A 19,834-nucleotide genomic window follows, 5' to 3' on the forward strand; every position below is an offset into this window, starting at 1 on the left:
ATTTCTTCTCACGTCCTCACCAATTCAGAAAAGTGTCAAAAAAGATAAATTAGGAAAAACAAAAAATGACATACGAAGTGAAATCTCTCAATGAAGAGTGTGGGGTCTTCGGTATCTGGGGACATCCACAAGCAGCCCAAGTGACTTACTTTGGTCTGCACAGCCTGCAACACCGTGGTCAAGAAGGAGCAGGTATTTTAACCAACGATGAAGGAAAATTGAAACGTCATCGGTCAACAGGGCTTTTGTCAGAAGTCTTTAAAAATCCAGCTGATTTAGAAAAATTGACTGGGACAGCGGCTATCGGACATGTTCGTTATGCGACAGCTGGTGAAGCTTCTATTGACAATATTCAGCCTTTCCATTTCAAATTTTATGATAATAGTTTCGGTTTGGTTCACAATGGGAATTTGACTAACGCCCAAACTTTGCGTCGTGAGTTGGAAAGTCAAGGAGCGATTTTCTCATCAACATCAGATTCTGAGATTTTGGCACACTTGATTCGTCGTAGCCATCACCCAGAATTTCTCGGGAAGGTCAAGGAGGCTCTTAACACGGTTAAGGGAGGCTTTGCTTATCTTTTGATGCTTGAGGACAAGCTCATCGCTGCGCTGGACCCCAATGGTTTCCGTCCTTTATCTATCGGACGTATGAAAAATGGTTCATGGGTTGTTTCTAGTGAAACATGTGCCTTTGAAGTTATCGGTGCTGAGTGGGTTCGTGATGTGAATCCAGGTGAAATTGTCATTATTGATGATGATGGTATCACCTACGATACTTACACAACAGATACGCAATTAGCTATTTGTTCGATGGAGTATATCTATTTTGCTCGCCCTGACTCAACGATTCATGGAGTCAATGTCCACACGGCTCGTAAAAATGCAGGGCGTCTTTTGGCGCAAGAATTTGCACATGAAGCTGACATTGTTGTCGGAGTGCCAAATTCCTCACTTTCAGCAGCTATGGGGTTTGCAGAAGAATCAGGTCTTCCAAATGAAATGGGCTTGGTCAAGAACCAGTATACGCAGCGTACTTTCATCCAACCTACTCAAGAATTACGTGAGCAAGGGGTTCGTATGAAATTGTCTGCGGTGTCTGGCGTTGTCAAAGATAAGCGCGTGGTCATGATTGATGACTCCATCGTTCGTGGAACGACTTCTCGTCGTATCGTTCAGCTTTTGAAAGAAGCTGGCGCTGCAGAGGTTCACGTTGCCATTGCCAGCCCACCGCTCAAATACCCATGCTTCTATGGGATTGATATCCAAAGTCGTCGCGAATTGATTGCGGCCAATCATTCGGTGGATGAAATCTGCGACATTATCGGTGCAGATAGTCTCACTTATTTGTCCATTGATGGATTGATTGAATCGGTTGGACTTGAGACAGATGCTCCAAATGGTGGTCTTTGTGTGGCATATTTTGACGGGGACTACCCAACGCCACTTTATGATTACGAAGAACGCTACTTGCAAAGTTTGAAAGAGAAAACAAGCTTTTATTCCATTAAAGATAAGAAATAAGCGCAGCTATTTCCCCCAAAAAAATCAAGAAAAGGTAAATGAAATGACAGAAAAAAATGCATACGCTCAATCTGGTGTTGACGTTGAAGCTGGATATGAAGTGGTTGCTCGCATTAAAAAACACGTGGCGCGCACGGAGCGTCTTGGGGTCATGGGTGCCCTAGGTGGTTTCGGTGGCATGTTTGACTTGACAGCGACTGGCATCAAGGAGCCTGTACTCATCTCTGGAACTGATGGTGTCGGTACTAAGCTCATGCTGGCTATCAAATACGACAAGCACGATACGATTGGTCAGGACTGTGTGGCTATGTGTGTCAACGACATCATCGCGGCTGGTGCTGAGCCCCTTTACTTCCTTGACTACATCGCGACTGGTAAAAACGAACCTGCTAAACTCGAGCAAGTGGTAGCCGGTGTAGCTGAAGGTTGTGTGCAATCTGGCGCAGCCCTTATTGGTGGTGAGACGGCTGAAATGCCTGGTATGTATGGCGAAGACGATTATGACTTGGCTGGTTTTGCGGTCGGTATCGCTGAAAAATCTCAAATCATTGACGGTTCAAAAGTCAAGGCAGGCGATGTACTGCTTGGTCTTGCTTCATCTGGTATCCATTCAAACGGTTATTCACTTGTCCGCCGTGTCTTTGCGGACTACACAGGTGAAGAAGAACTGCCAGAATTAGAAGGCAAAAAACTTAAAGATGTCCTTCTTGAACCAACTCGCATTTATGTCAAAGCAGCTCTGCCATTGATTAAAGAAGAGTTGGTCAACGGCATAGCCCACATCACAGGTGGCGGTTTTGTCGAAAATGTACCTCGTATGTTTGCGGACAATTTGGCAGCTGAAATCGAAGAAAACAAGATTCCAGTTCTCCCAATCTTCAAAGCCCTTGAAAAATACGGCGACATCAAGCACGAAGAAATGTTTGAAATCTTCAATATGGGTATTGGTCTCATGCTGGCTGTTAGTCCTGAAAATGTTGACCGCGTTAAGGAAATCTTGGACGAACCTGTTTATGAGCTCGGCCGTATCGTGGAAAAAGCTGACGCTAGCGTGGTGATTAAGTAATTGTCTCTATCAATAGTTATTGTTAAAAAATGAAGAAAGGAAGTTCAGTTTGCAAGCCGAACTGAACACGGGACTAATTTTCTAGGAAAAAAGATAAATTTCCTTGTATGCGAGCATACATCGGCAATTTCCTATTTTTCTACGAAAATTTTCGGCAAGCCGAATCGTCCCTTTGTATCGAATATGAAAATCGCAGTTTTTGCTTCTGGCAACGGCTCTAATTTTCAAGTCATTGCAGAGCAATTTCCAGTAGAATTTGTCTTTGCGGACCACCGAGATGCCTATGTGCTAAAGCGCGCCAAAAATCTGGGAGTGCAGACTTACGCCTTTGAACTCAAAGAATTTGACAGTAAGCAAGCCTACGAAGAGGCTATCATTGCCCTGCTGAACAAGCACGCCATTGATCTTGTTGTCCTAGCTGGCTACATGAAAATTGTAGGTCCGCCTTTGCTAGCTGCCTATGAAGGTCGCATCATCAATATTCACCCAGCTTATTTGCCAGAATTTCCAGGCGCTCACGGTATCGAAGACGCTTGGAAGGCAGGCGTCGCAGAAAGCGGCGTCACCGTTCATTGGGTGGACTCTGGCGTTGATACCGGACAAGTCATCAAACAAGTCCGCGTGCCGCGCCTAGCAGAAGACACCATCGAAAGCTTTGAAGCTCGTATTCATGACAATGAATACCAACTCTACCCAGCAGTGCTGGAAAATTTGGGAGTGGAGAGGAAAGTAGATTAAGCAGCACAGTGCTGGTCTGCCCTAAAAGACTATCGAAAGACCATTTAAGGAGAATAAATGACTACTAAACGCGCACTGATTAGTGTTTCTGATAAAGCGGGCATTGTTGATTTTGCCCAAGAATTGAAAGCCCTCGGCTGGGATATTATCTCAACTGGTGGGACTAAGAAAGCCCTTGATGAGGCTGGACTTGACACCATCGCTATTGATGATGTGACTGGTTTTCCTGAGATGATGGACGGCCGTGTCAAGACTCTTCATCCAAATATCCACGGCGGTCTTTTGGCTCGTCGTGACCTCGACAGCCACTTGCAGGCTGCCAGAGATAACAAGATTGAACTCATCGACCTTGTGGTGGTTAACCTTTATCCCTTCAAGGAAACCATTTTGAAACCAGACGTGACTTATGCCGAAGCTGTGGAAAATATTGACATCGGTGGACCTTCTATGTTGCGTTCTGCGGCTAAAAATCATGCCAGCGTGACTGTTATAGTTGACCCAACTGACTACGCTGTCGTTCTTGACGAGCTCAAGGCTTCTGGTGAAACAACTTACGAAACTCGCCAACGTTTGGCGGCCAAGGTTTACCGCCACACAGCGGCCTACGATGCCTTGATTGCGGACTACTTCACAACGCAGGTCGGCGAGACCAAACCTGAAAAGTTGACCATCACCTATGACCTCAAACAACCTATGCGTTATGGGGAAAATCCTCAGCAGGATGCCGACTTCTACCAATCTGCCATTCCGACGGATTATTCGATTGCGTCAGCTAAGCAGCTCAACGGTAAGGAGCTATCCTTCAACAACATTCGTGATGCTGATGCAGCCATTCGCATCATCCGCGATTTCACCAACAAGCCAACCGTCGTTGCCCTCAAGCACATGAACCCTTGCGGTATCGGGCAGGCTGACACGATTGAAGGGGCTTGGGACAATGCTTACGCTGCTGACCCAGTTTCTATTTTTGGTGGTATCGTCGTTCTTAACCATGAGGTGGATGCGGCTACCGCTGAGAAAATGCACGCCATCTTCTTAGAAATCATCATTGCACCGTCTTATTCAGACGAAGCGCTAGCTATTCTTACAACCAAAAAGAAAAATCTTCGTATCTTGGAATTGCCATTTGACGCCCAAGCAGAGAGCGAAGTTGAAAAAGAATACACTGGCGTGGTCGGCGGACTTTTGGTGCAAAACCAAGACGTGGTCAAGGAAAATCCAGCTGACTGGAAGACCGTAACTAAACGCCAACCAAACGAGACAGAATTCACAGCCCTTGAATTTGCCTGGAAGGCTATCAAGTACGTCAAATCAAACGGTATCTTGGTGGCTAACGACCGCATGACACTTGGTGTCGGACCTGGTCAGACCAACCGTGTCGGTGCTGTTAAGATCGCTCTTGAACACGCAGCTGGTCGCCTTGATGGCGCAGTTCTTGCCAGCGATGCCTTCTTCCCGTTTGCGGACAACATCGAAGAAATCGCAGCCGCAGGTATCAAGGCTATTGTCCAACCCGGTGGCTCTGTCCGTGACCAAGAAGTCATCGAAGCAGCCGACAAGTATGGCATTGCCATGGTCTTTACAGGCGTTCGTCACTTTAGACACTAATACAAAAAATCAAATTAAATCATAAAAAATTCTCCCAGTTACGAATAATAAATTGTAGGCACTCAGTAGCTTGCAAGTATTCGTTATGATGGAGGATTTTTTATTGAATAAAAGCTTTGCGAAAGTGATGTCAGTTGCAGTTTTAGGTGGACTTTCTCTAGCGATGAGTCAATCTGTTTTAGCAGCGACCTATACCAAACCAATCGACAACGGTCGAATCACAACTGGTTTCAATGGCTATGCAGGACATAGTGGTGTTGATTATGCTGTACCGACTGGAACACCAATTCGAGCGGTAGCAGATGGGACTGTGAAATTTGCTGGTCCAGGTGCTCAGCACTCTTGGATGACTTGGTTGGCTGGAAATTGTGTCCTCATCCAGCATGCTGACGGCATGCACAGCGGTTACGCCCACATGTCTCGCATCGCGACATCGACAGGCGCACGCATCAAGCAAGGAGATATTATCGGCTATGTTGGCGCGACTGGACAAGTGACTGGACCTCACCTTCATTTCGAGTTTCTCCCTTCATCGCCTAATTTTCAAAATGGCAGAGCGGGGCGCATTGACCCGACTAGCATGATTTCGCAAGCACCAAACTTCACAGGACAATCAGCTGTACCATCACCAGTTGCCACGCCCGTTTCAAACCCAGTCATTTCAAATAATCAACCTTCCAATCAGCAGAGCGGCCTCAAACGTTACCGCGTTGATGACCTTCAAAAGATTAACGGAACCTGGCTAGTCAAGAATAACGAGCTTGTTCCTGTTGGTTTTGAATGGCAGGATAATGGTATTCCAGCTTCAGAGATTGATGAAGTGGATGCCAATGGTAACCTGACCGCAGACCAAGTCTTACAAAACGGCAGCTACTTTGTCTTTAATCCAAAAACAACCGTCTCTGTGGGCAATCCCATTCAAGGAACTGCTGGTTACCGCTGGGCAAAAACACAGTTTACCAATGGGCGGACATCATGGCTGCGCGTGGATAACCTCAATCATTTGTTGAGTGGAAATTAGTCCTTCTTTCAAACAATACGAAATATTACAAAAATGACAGCTCTAACACATTTCTTTAAATGACTCGCATTCATGTTGTTCTTGATAAAAATTATGGTAGTATAGGAAGTACTTAAAATTTGAATAAAGGATTTATGATAGATTATGACGACAACAACTAAAAAACTTTTACTGTCGACCGTAGCCCTTGTGGCCTTTGCGGCAACTCATGCTAGTGCAGATGATTGGTCACCTCGTACGGTGGATCAAATCAAGTCAGAACTTGTCAGTCAAGATAACAAAGTGACTTATACCATCAAGTATGGCGATACGCTCAGCACTATTGCAGAAGCTATGAATATCGATGTGGATGTTTTGGCTAAACTCAATTCGATTACTGATATTAACTTGATTTTCCCAGATACGGTTCTCACAGCAACTTATAACAGCAATCAAGAAGCGACTAGCCTGCAGATTGAAACACCAACGACAGCTAGCGATGACAACCAAGTGGTAGCGTCAGCCGATTTGACAACTAATGAAGTGACATTTAAGGACCAGACGGTGAATTTGGACCAAGTCCAAACGCCAGTGGCTAGCAGTGTGGTGGCATCTGAGCCTGCAAGTTCAGAAGTAACAGCAGATACAACCAGCGCGACCAACGTCCAAGCTCAAACCGCAGCAATCTTGGAGCAAAAAGCAGCCGCCGAAGCCGCAGTTGCTAACGCACAAAGCACAGAAGCAAGCTCTGAAGTAGCCTCAGAGGTCAGTGGTCAAGAGGCTAGCGCAACTTCTGAGCAAGCCTCAAGCGAAGTTTCTAGTGAAGCAGCAACAAGTGGAGTGTCAAGCGAAGCAAGTAGTTCAGAAGCAAGCAGTGAAGCGGCATCAGAAGAGGCTCAAGCATTAGAAACCGCTACGGATGCAAGCTCAGAAACTAGCGAGTCAAGCACTGCTGATATTGCCAGCATGACAGCTGAAATCTTAGCACAAAAAGCATCTGCGGAAGCTGCACAATCCGAACAGGCAAGTAGCGAGGCTCCAACAAGTGAAACAGCCAGTTCAGAAGTCAGCAGCGAATCTGCTACTCAAACGACAGCTAGCTCAGAAGCAAGTTCAGAAATTATTTCAGAAGCCCCAGCAGCATCAGAAACCGCGCAGACGGTTGTTCCAACAACACCAAATACAGGTTTAACAGCTCACGGTATCGAAGTGAAAAATCAAATCGCTAACGCGACAGGTATCACAAATATCGGTGGCTACCGTGCTGGCGACCAAGACCACGGAACAGGTACAGCCCTTGATATCATGGTCTCATCATCTGCTGAAGGTGCAGCCGTAGCTCAATACGTTATTGATAACTACGCTTCTCTTGGTGTAAGCTACATCATTTGGGAACAACAATTCTATTCAACACAAAACAACATCTACGGCGCAGCTAACACATGGGGCGCAATGCCGGACCGTGGTAGCGCAACAGCTAACCACTATGATCATGTGCACGTGTCATTGACCTACTAAAACTTTAGTTAAGATTTGAGTTTAGCTTCGTTACCTCTCGCTGTAATGGACTAAAGTTCAAACAGTAAATGTATCTTTTTCGTAGCAGTGGCCACGACTCATCTTCTCACGGCTCCGCTCCTCAATCTGACAGTAGCTGTTATGGTAAAGCTATATCGACTAGATTAAAATAATCTCCTAGAACAACATTTGAGTAGTAGCTCAGGTTGTTCTTTTTTGATTTAAAAGTGATTTTTAGAAAAGGGAAATTTGATATTAACTAACGACAGTTATAAAAAGTAAGTTGATTCGGATTACTTTTTGGGTTGTTTTTACATTTTACCGAACAAATGTGTTATAATGTAAAAGAATAATTCGTAAAACGAGGTATATCATGAAAATCTTGGTTGTTGGTTCAGGCGGTCGTGAACATGCGATTGCTAAGAAGTTGTTGGAGTCTGATGGTGTTGAACAGGTCTTTGTGGCACCTGGGAATGATGGCATGACCTTGGATGATTTGGATTTGGTAGATATCGCTATTTCCGAACATTCTAAAATGATTGATTTTGCTAAAGAAAATGATATCGCTTGGAGCTTTATTGGTCCTGATGATGCGCTAGCGGCTGGTATCGTTGATGATTTCAACCAAGCTGGGCTTAAAGCCTTCGGTCCGACTCGTTTGGCAGCGGAGCTTGAGTGGTCAAAAGACTTTGCCAAGGAAATCATGGTCAAATACGGCGTTCCGACAGCAGCCTATGGCACATTTTCCGACTTTGAAAAAGCTAAGGCCTACATCGAGGCGCAGGGTGCGCCTATCGTGGTCAAGGCGGATGGGCTAGCGCTGGGTAAGGGGGTGGTCGTGGCAGAGACCGTGGAGCAAGCGGTAGAAGCAGCTCACGAGATGCTGCTGGACAATAAGTTCGGGGATTCTGGTGCGCGCGTGGTCATCGAAGAATTTTTGGATGGGGAAGAATTCTCCCTCTTTGCCTTCGTCAACGGCGATAAGTTCTACATCATGCCGACAGCCCAAGACCACAAGCGAGCTTATGATGGCGACAAGGGACCAAACACAGGCGGCATGGGTGCCTATGCGCCAGTACCTCAACTTTCTCAGTCAGTAGTGGACACAGCAGTTGAAGCCATCGTCAAACCTGTCCTTAAGGGTATGATTGCTGAAGGACGCCCTTATCTTGGGATTCTCTACTGCGGTCTCATCTTGACAGCGGACGGACCTAAGGTTATCGAGTTCAACGCCCGCTTTGGTGACCCTGAAACTCAGATTATCCTCCCTCGCCTGACTTCAAACTTCGCTCAAAACATCAGCGATATCCTTGATGGCAAGGATCCAAGCATCACATGGACGGACGGAGGCGTGACCCTAGGCGTGGTCGTTGCCTCAAACGGCTACCCACTCGCTTATGACAAAGGTGTGAAACTGCCAGCCAAAACTGACGGCGACATCATCACCTACTACGCAGGCGCTAAGTTTGCAGAAAATGGCAGAGCCCTGCTATCAAACGGCGGACGCGTTTACATGCTCGTCACCACAGCAGACACCGTCCAAGCTGCGCAAGACATCATCTACAACCAACTCAAAACCCAAAACACAGAAGGCCTCTTCTACCGAACAGACATCGGAAGCAAAGCCTTGAAAGATTAAGAATAGACAAAAAAGCTTATCAGCTCTGCTATTGCGAGCGAAGCGAGCCACACCGATAATGGTCGCCGTGGTGAAAAAGACCGTAACTGAAAGTTACGGTCGAGGGAAACCTTGAGACCCTAGGCTCAAGGTTTAGGAATGAAACCGAAGGTTTGTTTCCGACCTCACCACATAAGACCATTATTAAAAAGAAAAGGATATTCATATGCAACCAGTCATTTCCATCATCATGGGCTCAAAATCCGATTGGGCAACCATGCAAAAAACAGCTGAGGTCTTGGATCAGTTCCAAGTTCCTTACGAGAAAAAAGTCGTCTCTGCCCACCGCACCCCTGACCTTATGTTCAAACATGCCGAAGAAGCACGCGGTCGTGGTATCAAAATCATTATCGCAGGCGCGGGTGGCGCTGCCCACCTTCCAGGTATGGTCGCAGCCAAGACAACCCTCCCTGTCATCGGTGTTCCCGTCAAATCGCGCGCCCTCAGCGGTGTCGATTCCCTCTATTCGATTGTTCAGATGCCTGGTGGGGTGCCTGTGGCAACCATGGCTATTGGTGAGGCGGGAGCTACCAACGCTGCCCTCACAGCTCTCCGAATCCTTGCCATTGAGGACCAAAACTTGGCGGAGGCGCTAGCCCATTTTGCAGAGGAACAAGGAAAAATCGCGGAGGCTTCAACGGATGAACTCATCTAAAATCATCGGCATTATCGGAGGCGGGCAGCTGGGTCAGATGATGGCAATCTCTGCTATCTACATGGGTCACAAGGTGGTGACCCTGGACCCAGCGGTCGACTGCCCAGCATCGCGCGTGTCGGACATGATTGTAGCTGACTACGACGACGTTGAGGCTTTGGCACAATTGGCTGCGCGTTGTGACGTGCTGACCTACGAGTTTGAAAACGTGGACGCAGATGCTTTGGACAAGGTCATCAAGCTAGGACAATTGCCACAGGGAACGGACTTACTCCGCATCTCTCAAAACCGTATCTTTGAAAAGGACTTCCTGTCAAACAAGGCAGGCATTACTGTGGCACCTTACAAGGTAGTCACATCAAGCCTAGACTTGGAAAACCTAGACCTGTCTAAGAACTACGTCCTCAAAACCGCAACAGGTGGCTACGATGGTCATGGGCAAGTGGTTATCAAATCAGAAGAAAATCTGGCTGACGCTATGGAATTGGCAAACCATGCGGAGTGCGTCTTGGAAGAGTTTGTGACCTTCGACCTTGAAATTTCTGTCATTGTGTCTGGTAATGGTAAGGACGTGACGGTTTTCCCAGTTCAGGAAAATATCCACCGCAATAACATTCTTTCGAAAACCATCGTGCCAGCCCGCATTTCAGAAAGTCTGGCTGATAAGGCCAAAGCTATGGCAGTGCGAATCGCTGAACAGCTTAACTTATCTGGAACTCTCTGCGTGGAAATGTTTGCGACAGCTGATGACATCGTTGTCAATGAGATTGCCCCACGCCCACATAACTCAGGACACTACTCAATCGAAGCCTGCGACTTCTCTCAGTTTGACACCCATATCTTGGGTGTTCTCGGAGCACCATTGCCAGCTATCAAACTGCATGCCCCAGCTGTTATGCTCAATGTCCTCGGACAACACGTCGAGGCCGCTGAAACATATGTCACAGAAAATCCAAGCGCTCACCTCCACATGTATGGTAAAATAGAAGCGAAGCACAACCGCAAAATGGGACATGTGACTTTGTTTAGTGATGAACCGGATAGTGTGGATGAGTTTGGGGAAGGGATTGATTTTTAGGAGAGAGTTATAAACATGACTAATAATGAATTTATTCTGTGTTCTACTTGTAATAAATGCGTTAACTTAAGAATTCAGATGGGGAATTTTCCTGTTGATTTTGTTCTAAATTGTCCAGAGTGTAAAACGGAAATTACTGGGAGAGTTGAATTTGAACCGTTCGGTATATCTTTAACAAATGCACAAATTCTTGATATAAACGATCCTAACTATGATAAATTAACGAATTTTCCTATATGGTGTTTAGAAATTTCTGCAGAGTTTCCAACTCGAAAATTGTATTTAAGAGAAAGTCAATTTGATGGATTAGCTCCATTTATGGCTCAAATGGCTAGGATGGGTAAAAAAAATGATTTAACTGATATTAAAAAATTTCAGAACACGAGAATATTCGCAGACTTTATCAGGGATGGAAAGCTAGATAATTTTAAACGTTTATATAATCTATATTGGAATCAAAAAGATAAATATTTATATCCAGAATTAAACCGGCTATTAAGTGATTACAAAGGATTAACACCAATAACGGAAGTGAAGAACTTTTCGGATGCCACCATGGCCTTACATCAGTTATTTTTGACTACCTCTGGTATAAATTTTATTCTTGGAGAAAACTCCTTGTCTGAATATACCGAATTAAGCAATCGTATTTATAGTTCAGAGCAACACAGAGATGAGTTACTTAAATACAGCAATCATATTACAAGTAGTTTTGATATGATTGAGAAAACCGCTTTTGATAAAATTACAGCTTTCGCTAAAATTTATCATATCTTGATTCCTGCAGTTACCTTGATGAATGTTGGAAATTATGAAGATTTAAATCAGAATGAAGATGGAATTTCTGCGGCAAACTGTAAAGAATTAAATGAATTTTATGCTTCAAGTTATGAGTGGATTCTTGATAATATTAATCTCGTTATAGCACTTAATAATATTTTTGAGAGGAATAGCTACAATGAATGCTACAATGGAAAAACATATTTAAATGACCTTGAAAAAATCACCAATAAGTTTCAGAAAATTAATCAAAATAATCCAGAACAATCTTATTTGAACATTTCGGAACGGTTTAGCAAACCAGTGAGTAGCCTTAATAATAAAATCAGAAATGCAATTCAACATTATAGCTCTCATGTGGATGTTGATAATCAAGAAATTATTTTTGAGGATAAATACGGTGGTAGAGTTAGAACTGAAAAATATTCTATTATAGACTTTGCTAAGTTATGTATTGTCAACTTATCCCTAATTTTTTATATACTAGAAATAATCTATACATTTCGTAAATTGAAATTAATCACAGACGGAGTTACACCAACAATTTATTGGATAAAGCGTGAAGAGATTTCTAAACTAATGTCAAGTAATAAAGCTAGTAGCAATAGAGAAAAGAAACTGAAAAAAAGAATAAGGAAAAAGAGAAAGGTAGCAAAAAGAAAACAATAAGAATTTACTATTCTGACATTTTAACTCATATAAAAAGAACTATAGACTTTAATAAAAAATTAGGAAACAGTAAAAATAGGAGAAACAACCATGATCAACCGTTACTCTCGCCCTGAGATGGCGAACATTTGGAGTGAAGAAAATAAATACCGTGCTTGGCTTGAGGTGGAAATCTTGGCTGACGAGGCATGGGCTGAGTTGGGGGAAATCCCTAAGGAAGATGTGGCTTTGATTCGTGAAAAAGCGGACTTTGACATCGACCGTATTTTGGAAATTGAGCAGCAAACTCGTCATGATGTAGTGGCCTTCACACGTGCTGTTTCTGAGACTCTTGGTGAAGAGCGCAAGTGGGTTCACTATGGCTTGACATCTACTGACGTGGTCGATACTGCCTATGGTTACCTCTACAAACAAGCCAACGATATCATTCGCAAGGATCTTGAGAACTTCACTAAAATCGTGGCAGACAAGGCTAAAGAACACAAGTTCACTATCATGATGGGTCGTACCCACGGTGTGCACGCTGAGCCGACAACTTTTGGGCTTAAATTGGCAACTTGGTACAGCGAAATGAAACGTAACATTGAGCGTTTCGAGCATGCGGCTGCTGGTGTGGAAGCCGGTAAGATTTCTGGTGCGGTTGGTAACTTTGCCAACATCCCACCATTCGTTGAAAAATACGTCTGCGACAAATTGGGTATCCGTGCTCAAGAAATTTCAACACAAGTCCTTCCTCGTGACCTTCACGCTGAGTACTTTGCGGTTCTTGCCAGCATCGCAACTTCTATCGAGCGTATGGCAACTGAAATTCGTGGTCTTCAAAAATCAGAACAACGTGAAGTGGAAGAGTTCTTTGCTAAAGGGCAAAAAGGTTCATCTGCTATGCCTCACAAACGCAACCCTATCGGTTCTGAAAACATGACAGGTCTTGCGCGTGTTATCCGTGGTCACATGGTAACAGCTTATGAAAATGTGTCCCTTTGGCATGAACGTGATATCTCTCACTCATCAGCTGAGCGTATCATCACACCAGATACAACCATCTTGATTGACTACATGCTCAACCGTTTTGGAAACATCGTTAAGAACTTGACGGTCTTCCCAGAAAACATGATCCGCAACATGAACTCAACCTTTGGTCTTATTTTCAGCCAGCGGGCTATGTTGACCTTGATTGAAAAAGGCATGACCCGTGAACAAGCTTACGACCTTGTTCAACCAAAAACAGCCTACTCTTGGGACAACCAAGTAGACTTCAAGCCACTGCTCGAAGCGGATCCAGAAGTCACTTCACGTCTCACTCAAGAAGAAATCGATGAAATCTTCAACCCAGTTTACTACACCAAGTGCGTGGATGAAATTTTCAAGCGCGTGGGGTTGGATTAATAATAAAACAGCAGGCTATGTGTTGTAGCCTGTTTTTGTGTACTTTAAACATCAGACCTGTAAATTTTGCACTAATACAGGTAAGTGAAAGTTTTTTCTAGTTTTGGGAGTTTATGATAAAATAGACTCTATACCAAATTTATTTACTAGACAAAGGAGATGGTTATGGAAGAGACATTTGGAGCAAAGGTTGGGAGAATACGGAAAGAATATGGCATGACCCGCGAGGAACTTTGTGGAGATGAATCAGAATTATCTGTAAGGCAGTTGGCACGTATTGAGGGAGACCAGTCGACGCCTAGTTTATCGAAAGTAACCTATATAGCGAAGTGCTTGGAGTTGACTGTTGGGGAGTTGGTTGATGAGGACCGGTTAAAATTGCCCAATCGTTATGTAACAATGAAAAATCAACTTTTAAGAATACCTACTTATAGTGATAGTTCTCGTGTGAAAGCAAGGAGAGAACTGCTAGAAACGATTTATAATGAATTTTATCGTCAAATACCAGAAGAAGAGTGTGTTGTTATCGACTGTTTGATGTTTAAGCTAGATACTCATGATGAAGAGGATATTGACTTTGAAGATGATGTGTTAAAGGATTACTTTGAACAAGTGGTGGCAAAGAGAACTTATAAGGTTAATGACTTGATATTGCTGGATTTATATTTGACTTATCTTTCATATGAAAAAGATACTAGTCATTATTTTTATAATGATAATAATTATTATCGAGTAATTACAAAGTTGTTGAATTGGGAGCCACATGATTTAGCAGAAAAATTTCAATTAAATAATATGCTTTTAGGAAATATATTACTAGCTTTTGAGAGAGGTCGTGGGGACATAGTTCAGAAGGTTATTGAAAAGAGTAGCCAGCTAATGGAGGAGATGAATGATTTCCAAAAACGCCCAATTTTAAATTTAGTAGAGTGGAAATATTATCTAATAATGCTAAATGACAATGTTAAGGCAGAGGAGCATTATCAAAAAGCAGTCTTATTTGCCGATTTGATTGGTGATCATTATCTAAAAAATAAGTTAACTGAGGAATGGGAAAAAGACCAAGTATAATATACATTGGTCAAAGTGCAGACAGCTTTAGTTTTAAAGCACATAGATTAAGTAATTGCTATAATTGTCTCTTAAAGACCTTACTCTAAGTGATTTGGAGAGTTACACACAAGCCATCAATGATAGACCAAGGAGACTAATTGGTTATCAATCAGCTAAAAAACGGTTTAAGCTAGCTCAAACCGCATAACATAATAGGACTTTCTCAGATGGAACTTTGTTGCACTTGACTTGACAAGTGGAGGGAAAAATATCTTCAAAAAAATTTTCCAATCGGATATGACAAATTTGTCATGTTGTATTTGCTGGCAAATCTTTATAATAGCTTTATAAAGATTAAGGAGTTAAGAGAAATGAAAAAATTAGCGATATCTGTACTTACTATGGTACTATTAAACTTACTTTTGAAATTTCCTGGCTTTTTACTTTCAGGAGCTGGTTGGTGGAATCTTTAAAACACACAAACGAAGCATTGTGAACTGCTTCGTTTGTTTCTTTTTTCCTTATTCAACTCTCTCAAAGTACAGTATCACATTCACAGCAATGAGCGGTAGTAGGACTGCGTAGAGAGCATACTCGTGGTAGCTTTTTGATAGTACGGCAGCTAGGTAGACGCCGAGTGCGAAAGAGATAATGGCAAAAAAGATGTGAGAGGCTTGGGTGAGAAGGTCTTTATTTTTTTGGCTGATACCTTTGGTCAATAGCAGAGCTAGGCGTTTGAGATTACCAGTCATCATCATATTGGCATAGGCTAAGCCACGGACCTTGGTGAAGGTGCTGAGCTGGAGCGAACTAACGAAGGATAGTAGGCTAACGGTTACATTGGATGTGACATAAGGTGTACGCACCGCAGTGACAAAGGTTAGTAGTAGGATTAATAGCGCATTGAAACGATGCCAATGAATGTGGCGCTGCATCAATTCTTCTCGGAGGAAATGGTGAATAACCTGTCCTAGGAGAAAGGCAAGTATGGGAGGAAGATAGGTGCTAGCGACAGCTAATTTTCCATCAGCCAGATGAACCGTTGCCATAATCAGGTTCCCTGTCTGCATGCCAACGAAGTGGCCTCCCTGAGTCAGATAGGAGAAGCCGTCGAGGAAACCGCTGATAAAGGTGAGGAGAACAGCGACCCTACGGTGCTCAAAAATACGATAATGCTTACTCATGTTGGTCTAACTTCCTAAATAATCTTAACTTATATTGTAGTACGATTGTGGTCCAGAAACAAGCTTATGTAAAGGAATTTGTAGGGATTTTTGTGCTATAATAAGAACATGACAAGATTTTTAGATAGTGAAACAATGGGTGACGAGGAGTTCGTTGAACGTACCCTTCGTCCACAATATTTAAGAGAATATATCGGGCAGGATAAGGTCAAGGACCAGCTAAAAATTTTTATTGAGGCGGCAAAATTGCGTGATGAGTCTTTGGACCATGTGCTCTTGTTTGGGCCTCCTGGTCTTGGTAAGACGACTATGGCCTTTGTTATTGCCAATGAACTTGGCGTCAATCTCAAGCAAACTTCGGGTCCTGCCATTGAAAAAGCGGGAGACTTGGTTGCTATTCTCAATGACCTAGAACCAGGCGATGTCCTTTTCATCGATGAAATTCACCGTATGCCTATGGCGGTGGAAGAGGTGCTCTATAGCGCCATGGAAGATTTCTACATTGACATTATGATTGGTGCTGGTGATACGACGCGTAGTGTCCATCTTGATTTACCACCATTCACTTTGATTGGGGCAACCACTCGTGCGGGCATGTTGTCAAATCCATTGCGGGCGCGTTTTGGGATTACGGGACACATGGAATACTATGAAGAGGCTGATTTGACGGAAATCGTTGAGCGGACCGCTGATATTTTTGAGATGGAAATTACCCATGAAGCTGCTTTAGAATTAGCCCGCCGAAGTCGTGGAACCCCTCGTATCGCCAACCGTCTCTTGAAACGTGTGCGTGACTACGCACAGATTATGGGTGACGGGCTCATCGATGATAAGATTACGGACAAAGCATTGACCATGCTTGATGTGGACCATGAGGGTCTAGACTATGTTGACCAAAAGATTCTCCGTACCATGATTGAGATGTATGGTGGAGGTCCCGTTGGTTTGGGGACGTTGTCAGTCAATATTGCGGAAGAGCGTGATACGGTCGAGGACATGTACGAGCCCTATCTCATTCAAAAAGGCTTTATCATGAGAACTCGGACGGGGCGCGTGGCAACGGCGCGAGCCTATGAACATCTAGGTTACCAACAACCCAATCAACAATAATGACTAAGCTGACTTCATGGAGCTCAGCTTTTTTGGCTTAAAATAATGGGCATGGCTGTGAGACAAGACCGTCACAATTAAGTTAAGGTATTATAACAGAAAAAATTTTGTTATAATAAACATAAGGAGTTTCTCATGAAAAAAGTCTGTTTTGTTTGCCTTGGGAATATTTGCCGTAGCCCGATGGCGGAATTCGTCATGAAACATTTGGATAAGAAGCAAGAACTCTGGGTTGAAAGTCGTGCGACATCAACTTGGGAGCATGGTAATCCCATCCATTCAGGCACTCAAAAGATTTTTCAAAAATATGCTATCGCTTATGATAAGGGTAAGGTTTCTCAGTCAATCAGTCAGTCCGATTTTGGAACATTTGATCTTATCATCGGTATGGATGAGCAGAACGTTCGTGATTTGAGGATGTTTTCGAATGGACGTTACGATGATAAAATTGCTCTCTTTTGTGATGGCGGCGTTCCAGATCCCTGGTACACGGGCGACTTTGAAGAAACATATCACTTAGTAACCGCTGGCTGTGCCCAATGGTTAAATAAGATTTTAGGAGAATAACTCTTGAAGAAAAGTAGAAGATTTACAATGACTCGCAATCAGTTTGAAATTATCGCTGTGATTGTGATTCTTGTCCTTGGTTTATCGGTCTTGACAGTGAGTCTGCCGTCTCAAGCGACCTTGACTTATGATAAGGGAGCCTTGGTTTACAAAGGAACCGTGGTGAATCACCGCATGAATGGTAAGGGAAAATTGACCTATAGCAACGGCGATACTTATGAGGGCGATTTTGTGAATGGGACTTTCAGTGGTCAAGGAACTTTCACCTCTAAAAATGGCTGGTCTTACACCGGCGACTTTAAAAAGGGGCAACCGGATGGTCAAGGAACCTTAAATGCTAAAAATGGTAAGGTCTATAAAGGCACGTTTAAACAGGGGATTTATCAAAAATGAGAATAAAATGGTTTTCTTTGGTTAGGGTGACGGGGCTTTTATTAGTTTTACTCTACCATTTCTATACGAAGATTTTTACCGGTGGCTTCATTGGAGTAGATATTTTCTTCACCTTCTCTGGCTACCTGATTACAGCACTGCTGGTTGATGAATTCGTGCGGTCTAAGAAAATTGATATCATCGGATTTTTGAGGCGGCGATTTTATCGGATTGTCCCTCCTTTAGTCTTGATGGTCCTGGTAACTATTCCCTTCACCTTCTTGGTGCGTAGTGATTACCGTGCTGGAATTGGTGGGCAAATTGCAACAGCTCTGGGATTCACCAGCAATTTCTATGAGATTTTGACGGGGGGAAATTACGAGAGTCAGTTTATTCCTCATCTTTTTGTTCATACCTGGAGCTTGTCTATTGAGGTTCATTTTTACATTCTTTGGGGGCTCTTTGCTTGGTTATTAGCTAAGTGGTCGAAAAATCAACAGCACTATCGCGGGACCTTGTTCTTAGCTTCGGCAGTGATTTTTGCCATTAGTTTTCTGACCATGTTTGTACGAGCGTTTTTGGTAAGTAATTTCTCTACAATCTACTTCTCAACGCTATCGCACATTTTCCCATTTTTCCTAGGGGCTATGTTTGCGACTATGTCAGGGATTAAAGAAACCACCAGTCGTTTCAAGAAAAATGTTCGCCTCTGGAGTAGACCAAAGACAATTGGCATTATGGTAGGGAGCTTTGCTCTCTTGGTGATCTTGACTTTCGCTTTAAATTTCAATAATATTTTGACCTACCTCTTTGGCTTTGTTTTGGCTAGCCTTTTCGGATCGGTCATGATTTATGCGGCGCGTGTTCTCAATGACCAGACGCCTAATGCCAAGGAACCAGCAGTTATCAATTATATTGCTGATGTCAGTTATGGGATTTACCTTTTTCACTGGCCTTTCTACATCATTTTTGGGCAGTTGGCTCCCAACTGGTTAGCATCGATTCTGACGGTAATTTTCTCAATGGTTTTTGCGACGATTTCCTTCTATGTGGTTGAACCCTTCATCGCTGGGAAAAAAGCTGCGCTTTGGAGTTGGGATTTTGACCTCAAACCTTATGCCAAACTGGTTTATGCTATTTTGGGTGTGCTGACGCTGGTTACCTTGTTAACCGCCACCTTCTCACCAAGTGTTGGTAAATTTGAAACGGAGCTTTTGGTAAATTCTTTACAACAAGCAAGTACTAATACCAATCGTACCCATACTCTTGCAGCTGGTGATGCTAGTGCATTGAGTGATATTACAATTATCGGTGACTCCGTTGCCCTTCGTTCTAGCAGTGCTTTCACAAAATTGATGCCAGGGGCTCAGTTAGACGCAGCGGTCAGCCGTAATTTCAGCGAAGCTTATGATATTTTTGAAAATCATATCAAGACAAATAGTCTCTCTAAGACGATTGTTTTAGCAGTTGGTGTTAATTCACTTGATAATTATAAGCGTGACCTTAAGAAGTTTACCGATGCCCTGCCATCTGGCTATCGTCTCGTCTTGGTTAGTCCTTATAATGCTAAAAATATTACCCAGGTAGCTGAGGTTCGTGATTATGAACTCCAATTGGCTAAGAAATACAGTTACGTTGCAGTGGCTGATTGGTACCAAGTTGCAACAGACCATCCTGAAATTTGGACCGGCACAGATGGTGTTCACTACAGTGATAGTGATTCAACAGGTGCCGACCTCTACGTTCAAACGGTTCAAAAGGCTGTCCAAACAGCTGCTAAAAAAGATGCAAAATAAGGGTTAAAGGTTAGAACTTTGATGGTTCTAGCCTTTTTGCATCATCAGAGTTA

Annotated in this window: 17 protein-coding genes and 1 pseudogene; 17 read left to right on the forward strand and 1 reads right to left on the reverse strand. The window is 43.4% G+C overall.

The window, feature by feature from the left end; translation table 11 throughout:
* Nucleotides 1-65 precede the first annotated feature (65 nt).
* The 13 genes and pseudogenes from purF to IYQ92_RS10345 all read left to right on the forward strand — a co-directional run.
* Complete coding sequence (gene purF, locus IYQ92_RS07495; RefSeq protein ID WP_195676087.1) at nucleotides 66-1,523, forward strand: amidophosphoribosyltransferase; 1,458 nt, start codon at nucleotides 66-68, stop codon at nucleotides 1,521-1,523.
* 43 nt (nucleotides 1,524-1,566) lie between these two features.
* Nucleotides 1,567-2,589, forward strand: coding sequence for a phosphoribosylformylglycinamidine cyclo-ligase (purM, locus tag IYQ92_RS07500; RefSeq protein WP_195676088.1), 1,023 nt, complete (start codon nucleotides 1,567-1,569; stop codon nucleotides 2,587-2,589).
* Nucleotides 2,590-2,772: 183 nt separating this feature from the next.
* Nucleotides 2,773-3,327, forward strand: coding sequence for a phosphoribosylglycinamide formyltransferase (purN, locus tag IYQ92_RS07505; RefSeq protein ID WP_195676089.1), 555 nt, complete (start codon nucleotides 2,773-2,775; stop codon nucleotides 3,325-3,327).
* Nucleotides 3,328-3,384: 57 nt separating this feature from the next.
* On the forward strand, nucleotides 3,385-4,935 hold the full coding sequence (purH, locus tag IYQ92_RS07510) for a bifunctional phosphoribosylaminoimidazolecarboxamide formyltransferase/IMP cyclohydrolase (protein WP_195676090.1): 1,551 nt from the start codon (nucleotides 3,385-3,387) through the stop codon (nucleotides 4,933-4,935).
* Nucleotides 4,936-5,062: 127 nt separating this feature from the next.
* Nucleotides 5,063-5,956: a lytic exoenzyme target recognition domain-containing protein gene (locus tag IYQ92_RS07515; protein WP_195676127.1), complete on the forward strand. Its 894-nt coding sequence runs from the start codon at nucleotides 5,063-5,065 to the stop codon at nucleotides 5,954-5,956.
* Between the two features lie 144 nt (nucleotides 5,957-6,100).
* Nucleotides 6,101-7,453, forward strand: a complete 1,353-nt coding sequence (locus IYQ92_RS07520) for a LysM peptidoglycan-binding domain-containing protein (RefSeq protein ID WP_195676091.1) — start codon at nucleotides 6,101-6,103, stop codon at nucleotides 7,451-7,453.
* Between the two features lie 373 nt (nucleotides 7,454-7,826).
* Nucleotides 7,827-9,092, forward strand: coding sequence for a phosphoribosylamine--glycine ligase (gene purD / locus IYQ92_RS07525; protein WP_195676092.1), 1,266 nt, complete (start codon nucleotides 7,827-7,829; stop codon nucleotides 9,090-9,092).
* A gap of 205 nt (nucleotides 9,093-9,297) precedes the next feature.
* Nucleotides 9,298-9,786, forward strand: coding sequence for a 5-(carboxyamino)imidazole ribonucleotide mutase (purE, locus tag IYQ92_RS07530; RefSeq protein ID WP_195676093.1), 489 nt, complete (start codon nucleotides 9,298-9,300; stop codon nucleotides 9,784-9,786).
* The gene (purK, locus tag IYQ92_RS07535) at nucleotides 9,773-10,864 is read left to right on the forward strand and encodes a 5-(carboxyamino)imidazole ribonucleotide synthase (protein ID WP_195676094.1); all 1,092 of its coding nucleotides are present in this window, start codon (nucleotides 9,773-9,775) and stop codon (nucleotides 10,862-10,864) included. Before purE ends, purK begins: the two co-directional genes overlap by 14 nt.
* Nucleotides 10,865-10,879: 15 nt before the next feature.
* Nucleotides 10,880-12,313, forward strand: coding sequence for a hypothetical protein (locus IYQ92_RS07540; RefSeq protein ID WP_195676095.1), 1,434 nt, complete (start codon nucleotides 10,880-10,882; stop codon nucleotides 12,311-12,313).
* A 90-nt stretch (nucleotides 12,314-12,403) separates the two neighbouring features.
* Entirely contained in the window at nucleotides 12,404-13,699 is a 1,296-nt protein-coding gene (gene purB / locus IYQ92_RS07545) for an adenylosuccinate lyase (RefSeq protein ID WP_195676096.1), read from the forward strand.
* A gap of 165 nt (nucleotides 13,700-13,864) precedes the next feature.
* The gene (locus tag IYQ92_RS07550) at nucleotides 13,865-14,770 is read left to right on the forward strand and encodes a helix-turn-helix domain-containing protein (protein WP_195676097.1); all 906 of its coding nucleotides are present in this window, start codon (nucleotides 13,865-13,867) and stop codon (nucleotides 14,768-14,770) included.
* A gap of 64 nt (nucleotides 14,771-14,834) precedes the next feature.
* Nucleotides 14,835-14,960 (forward strand): annotated as a pseudogene (locus IYQ92_RS10345) (IS30 family transposase); the annotation flags it as partial.
* A gap of 313 nt (nucleotides 14,961-15,273) precedes the next feature.
* Here IYQ92_RS10345 and IYQ92_RS07555 read toward each other — a convergent pair.
* On the reverse strand, nucleotides 15,274-15,936 hold the full coding sequence (locus IYQ92_RS07555) for a YoaK family protein (RefSeq protein ID WP_195676098.1): 663 nt from the start codon (nucleotides 15,934-15,936) through the stop codon (nucleotides 15,274-15,276).
* Between the two features lie 108 nt (nucleotides 15,937-16,044).
* On the opposite strand from IYQ92_RS07555, the gene ruvB reads away from it, so the two are divergent.
* The 4 genes from ruvB (at nucleotide 16,045) to IYQ92_RS07575 (ending at nucleotide 19,781) form a co-directional block, all read left to right on the forward strand.
* Nucleotides 16,045-17,046, forward strand: a complete 1,002-nt coding sequence (gene ruvB, locus IYQ92_RS07560; RefSeq protein WP_195676099.1) for a Holliday junction branch migration DNA helicase RuvB — start codon at nucleotides 16,045-16,047, stop codon at nucleotides 17,044-17,046.
* Between the two features lie 135 nt (nucleotides 17,047-17,181).
* Nucleotides 17,182-17,613, forward strand: coding sequence for a low molecular weight protein-tyrosine-phosphatase (locus IYQ92_RS07565; RefSeq protein WP_195676100.1), 432 nt, complete (start codon nucleotides 17,182-17,184; stop codon nucleotides 17,611-17,613).
* Between the two features lie 27 nt (nucleotides 17,614-17,640).
* A complete protein-coding gene (locus tag IYQ92_RS07570; protein WP_195676101.1) occupies nucleotides 17,641-18,006 on the forward strand; it encodes a hypothetical protein in 366 nt (121 codons plus the stop codon).
* Nucleotides 18,003-19,781 carry an acyltransferase family protein gene (locus tag IYQ92_RS07575; RefSeq protein WP_195676102.1) on the forward strand — a complete coding sequence of 593 codons (1,779 nt, stop codon included), beginning with the start codon at nucleotides 18,003-18,005 and terminating at the stop codon, nucleotides 19,779-19,781. Before IYQ92_RS07570 ends, IYQ92_RS07575 begins: the two co-directional genes overlap by 4 nt.
* Nucleotides 19,782-19,834 lie beyond the last annotated feature (53 nt).

This window comes from Streptococcus sp. HF-1907, assembly GCF_015594605.1.
In the GTDB taxonomy this organism is placed as follows: domain Bacteria; phylum Bacillota; class Bacilli; order Lactobacillales; family Streptococcaceae; genus Streptococcus.

Excerpts from the sequence above, each read along its gene's own strand:
- purK (WP_195676094.1), top strand. The coding sequence starts at position 9,773 with ATGAACTCATCTAAAATCATCGGCATTATCGGAGGCGGGCAGCTGGGT.
- purB (WP_195676096.1), top strand. The coding sequence starts at position 12,404 with ATGATCAACCGTTACTCTCGCCCTGAGATGGCGAACATTTGGAGTGAA.
- IYQ92_RS07540 (WP_195676095.1), top strand. The coding sequence starts at position 10,880 with ATGACTAATAATGAATTTATTCTGTGTTCTACTTGTAATAAATGCGTT.
- IYQ92_RS07555 (WP_195676098.1), bottom strand. The coding sequence starts at position 15,936 with ATGAGTAAGCATTATCGTATTTTTGAGCACCGTAGGGTCGCTGTTCTC.
- IYQ92_RS07515 (WP_195676127.1), top strand. The coding sequence starts at position 5,063 with ATGTCAGTTGCAGTTTTAGGTGGACTTTCTCTAGCGATGAGTCAATCT.
- IYQ92_RS07550 (WP_195676097.1), top strand. The coding sequence starts at position 13,865 with ATGGAAGAGACATTTGGAGCAAAGGTTGGGAGAATACGGAAAGAATAT.
- IYQ92_RS07520 (WP_195676091.1), top strand. The coding sequence starts at position 6,101 with ATGACGACAACAACTAAAAAACTTTTACTGTCGACCGTAGCCCTTGTG.
- purN (WP_195676089.1), top strand. The coding sequence starts at position 2,773 with ATGAAAATCGCAGTTTTTGCTTCTGGCAACGGCTCTAATTTTCAAGTC.
- purH (WP_195676090.1), top strand. The coding sequence starts at position 3,385 with ATGACTACTAAACGCGCACTGATTAGTGTTTCTGATAAAGCGGGCATT.
- purD (WP_195676092.1), top strand. The coding sequence starts at position 7,827 with ATGAAAATCTTGGTTGTTGGTTCAGGCGGTCGTGAACATGCGATTGCT.
- purE (WP_195676093.1), top strand. The coding sequence starts at position 9,298 with ATGCAACCAGTCATTTCCATCATCATGGGCTCAAAATCCGATTGGGCA.
- purF (WP_195676087.1), top strand. The coding sequence starts at position 66 with ATGACATACGAAGTGAAATCTCTCAATGAAGAGTGTGGGGTCTTCGGT.
- IYQ92_RS07570 (WP_195676101.1), top strand. The coding sequence starts at position 17,641 with ATGACTCGCAATCAGTTTGAAATTATCGCTGTGATTGTGATTCTTGTC.
- ruvB (WP_195676099.1), top strand. The coding sequence starts at position 16,045 with ATGACAAGATTTTTAGATAGTGAAACAATGGGTGACGAGGAGTTCGTT.
- IYQ92_RS07575 (WP_195676102.1), top strand. The coding sequence starts at position 18,003 with ATGAGAATAAAATGGTTTTCTTTGGTTAGGGTGACGGGGCTTTTATTA.
- IYQ92_RS07565 (WP_195676100.1), top strand. The coding sequence starts at position 17,182 with ATGAAAAAAGTCTGTTTTGTTTGCCTTGGGAATATTTGCCGTAGCCCG.
- purM (WP_195676088.1), top strand. The coding sequence starts at position 1,567 with ATGACAGAAAAAAATGCATACGCTCAATCTGGTGTTGACGTTGAAGCT.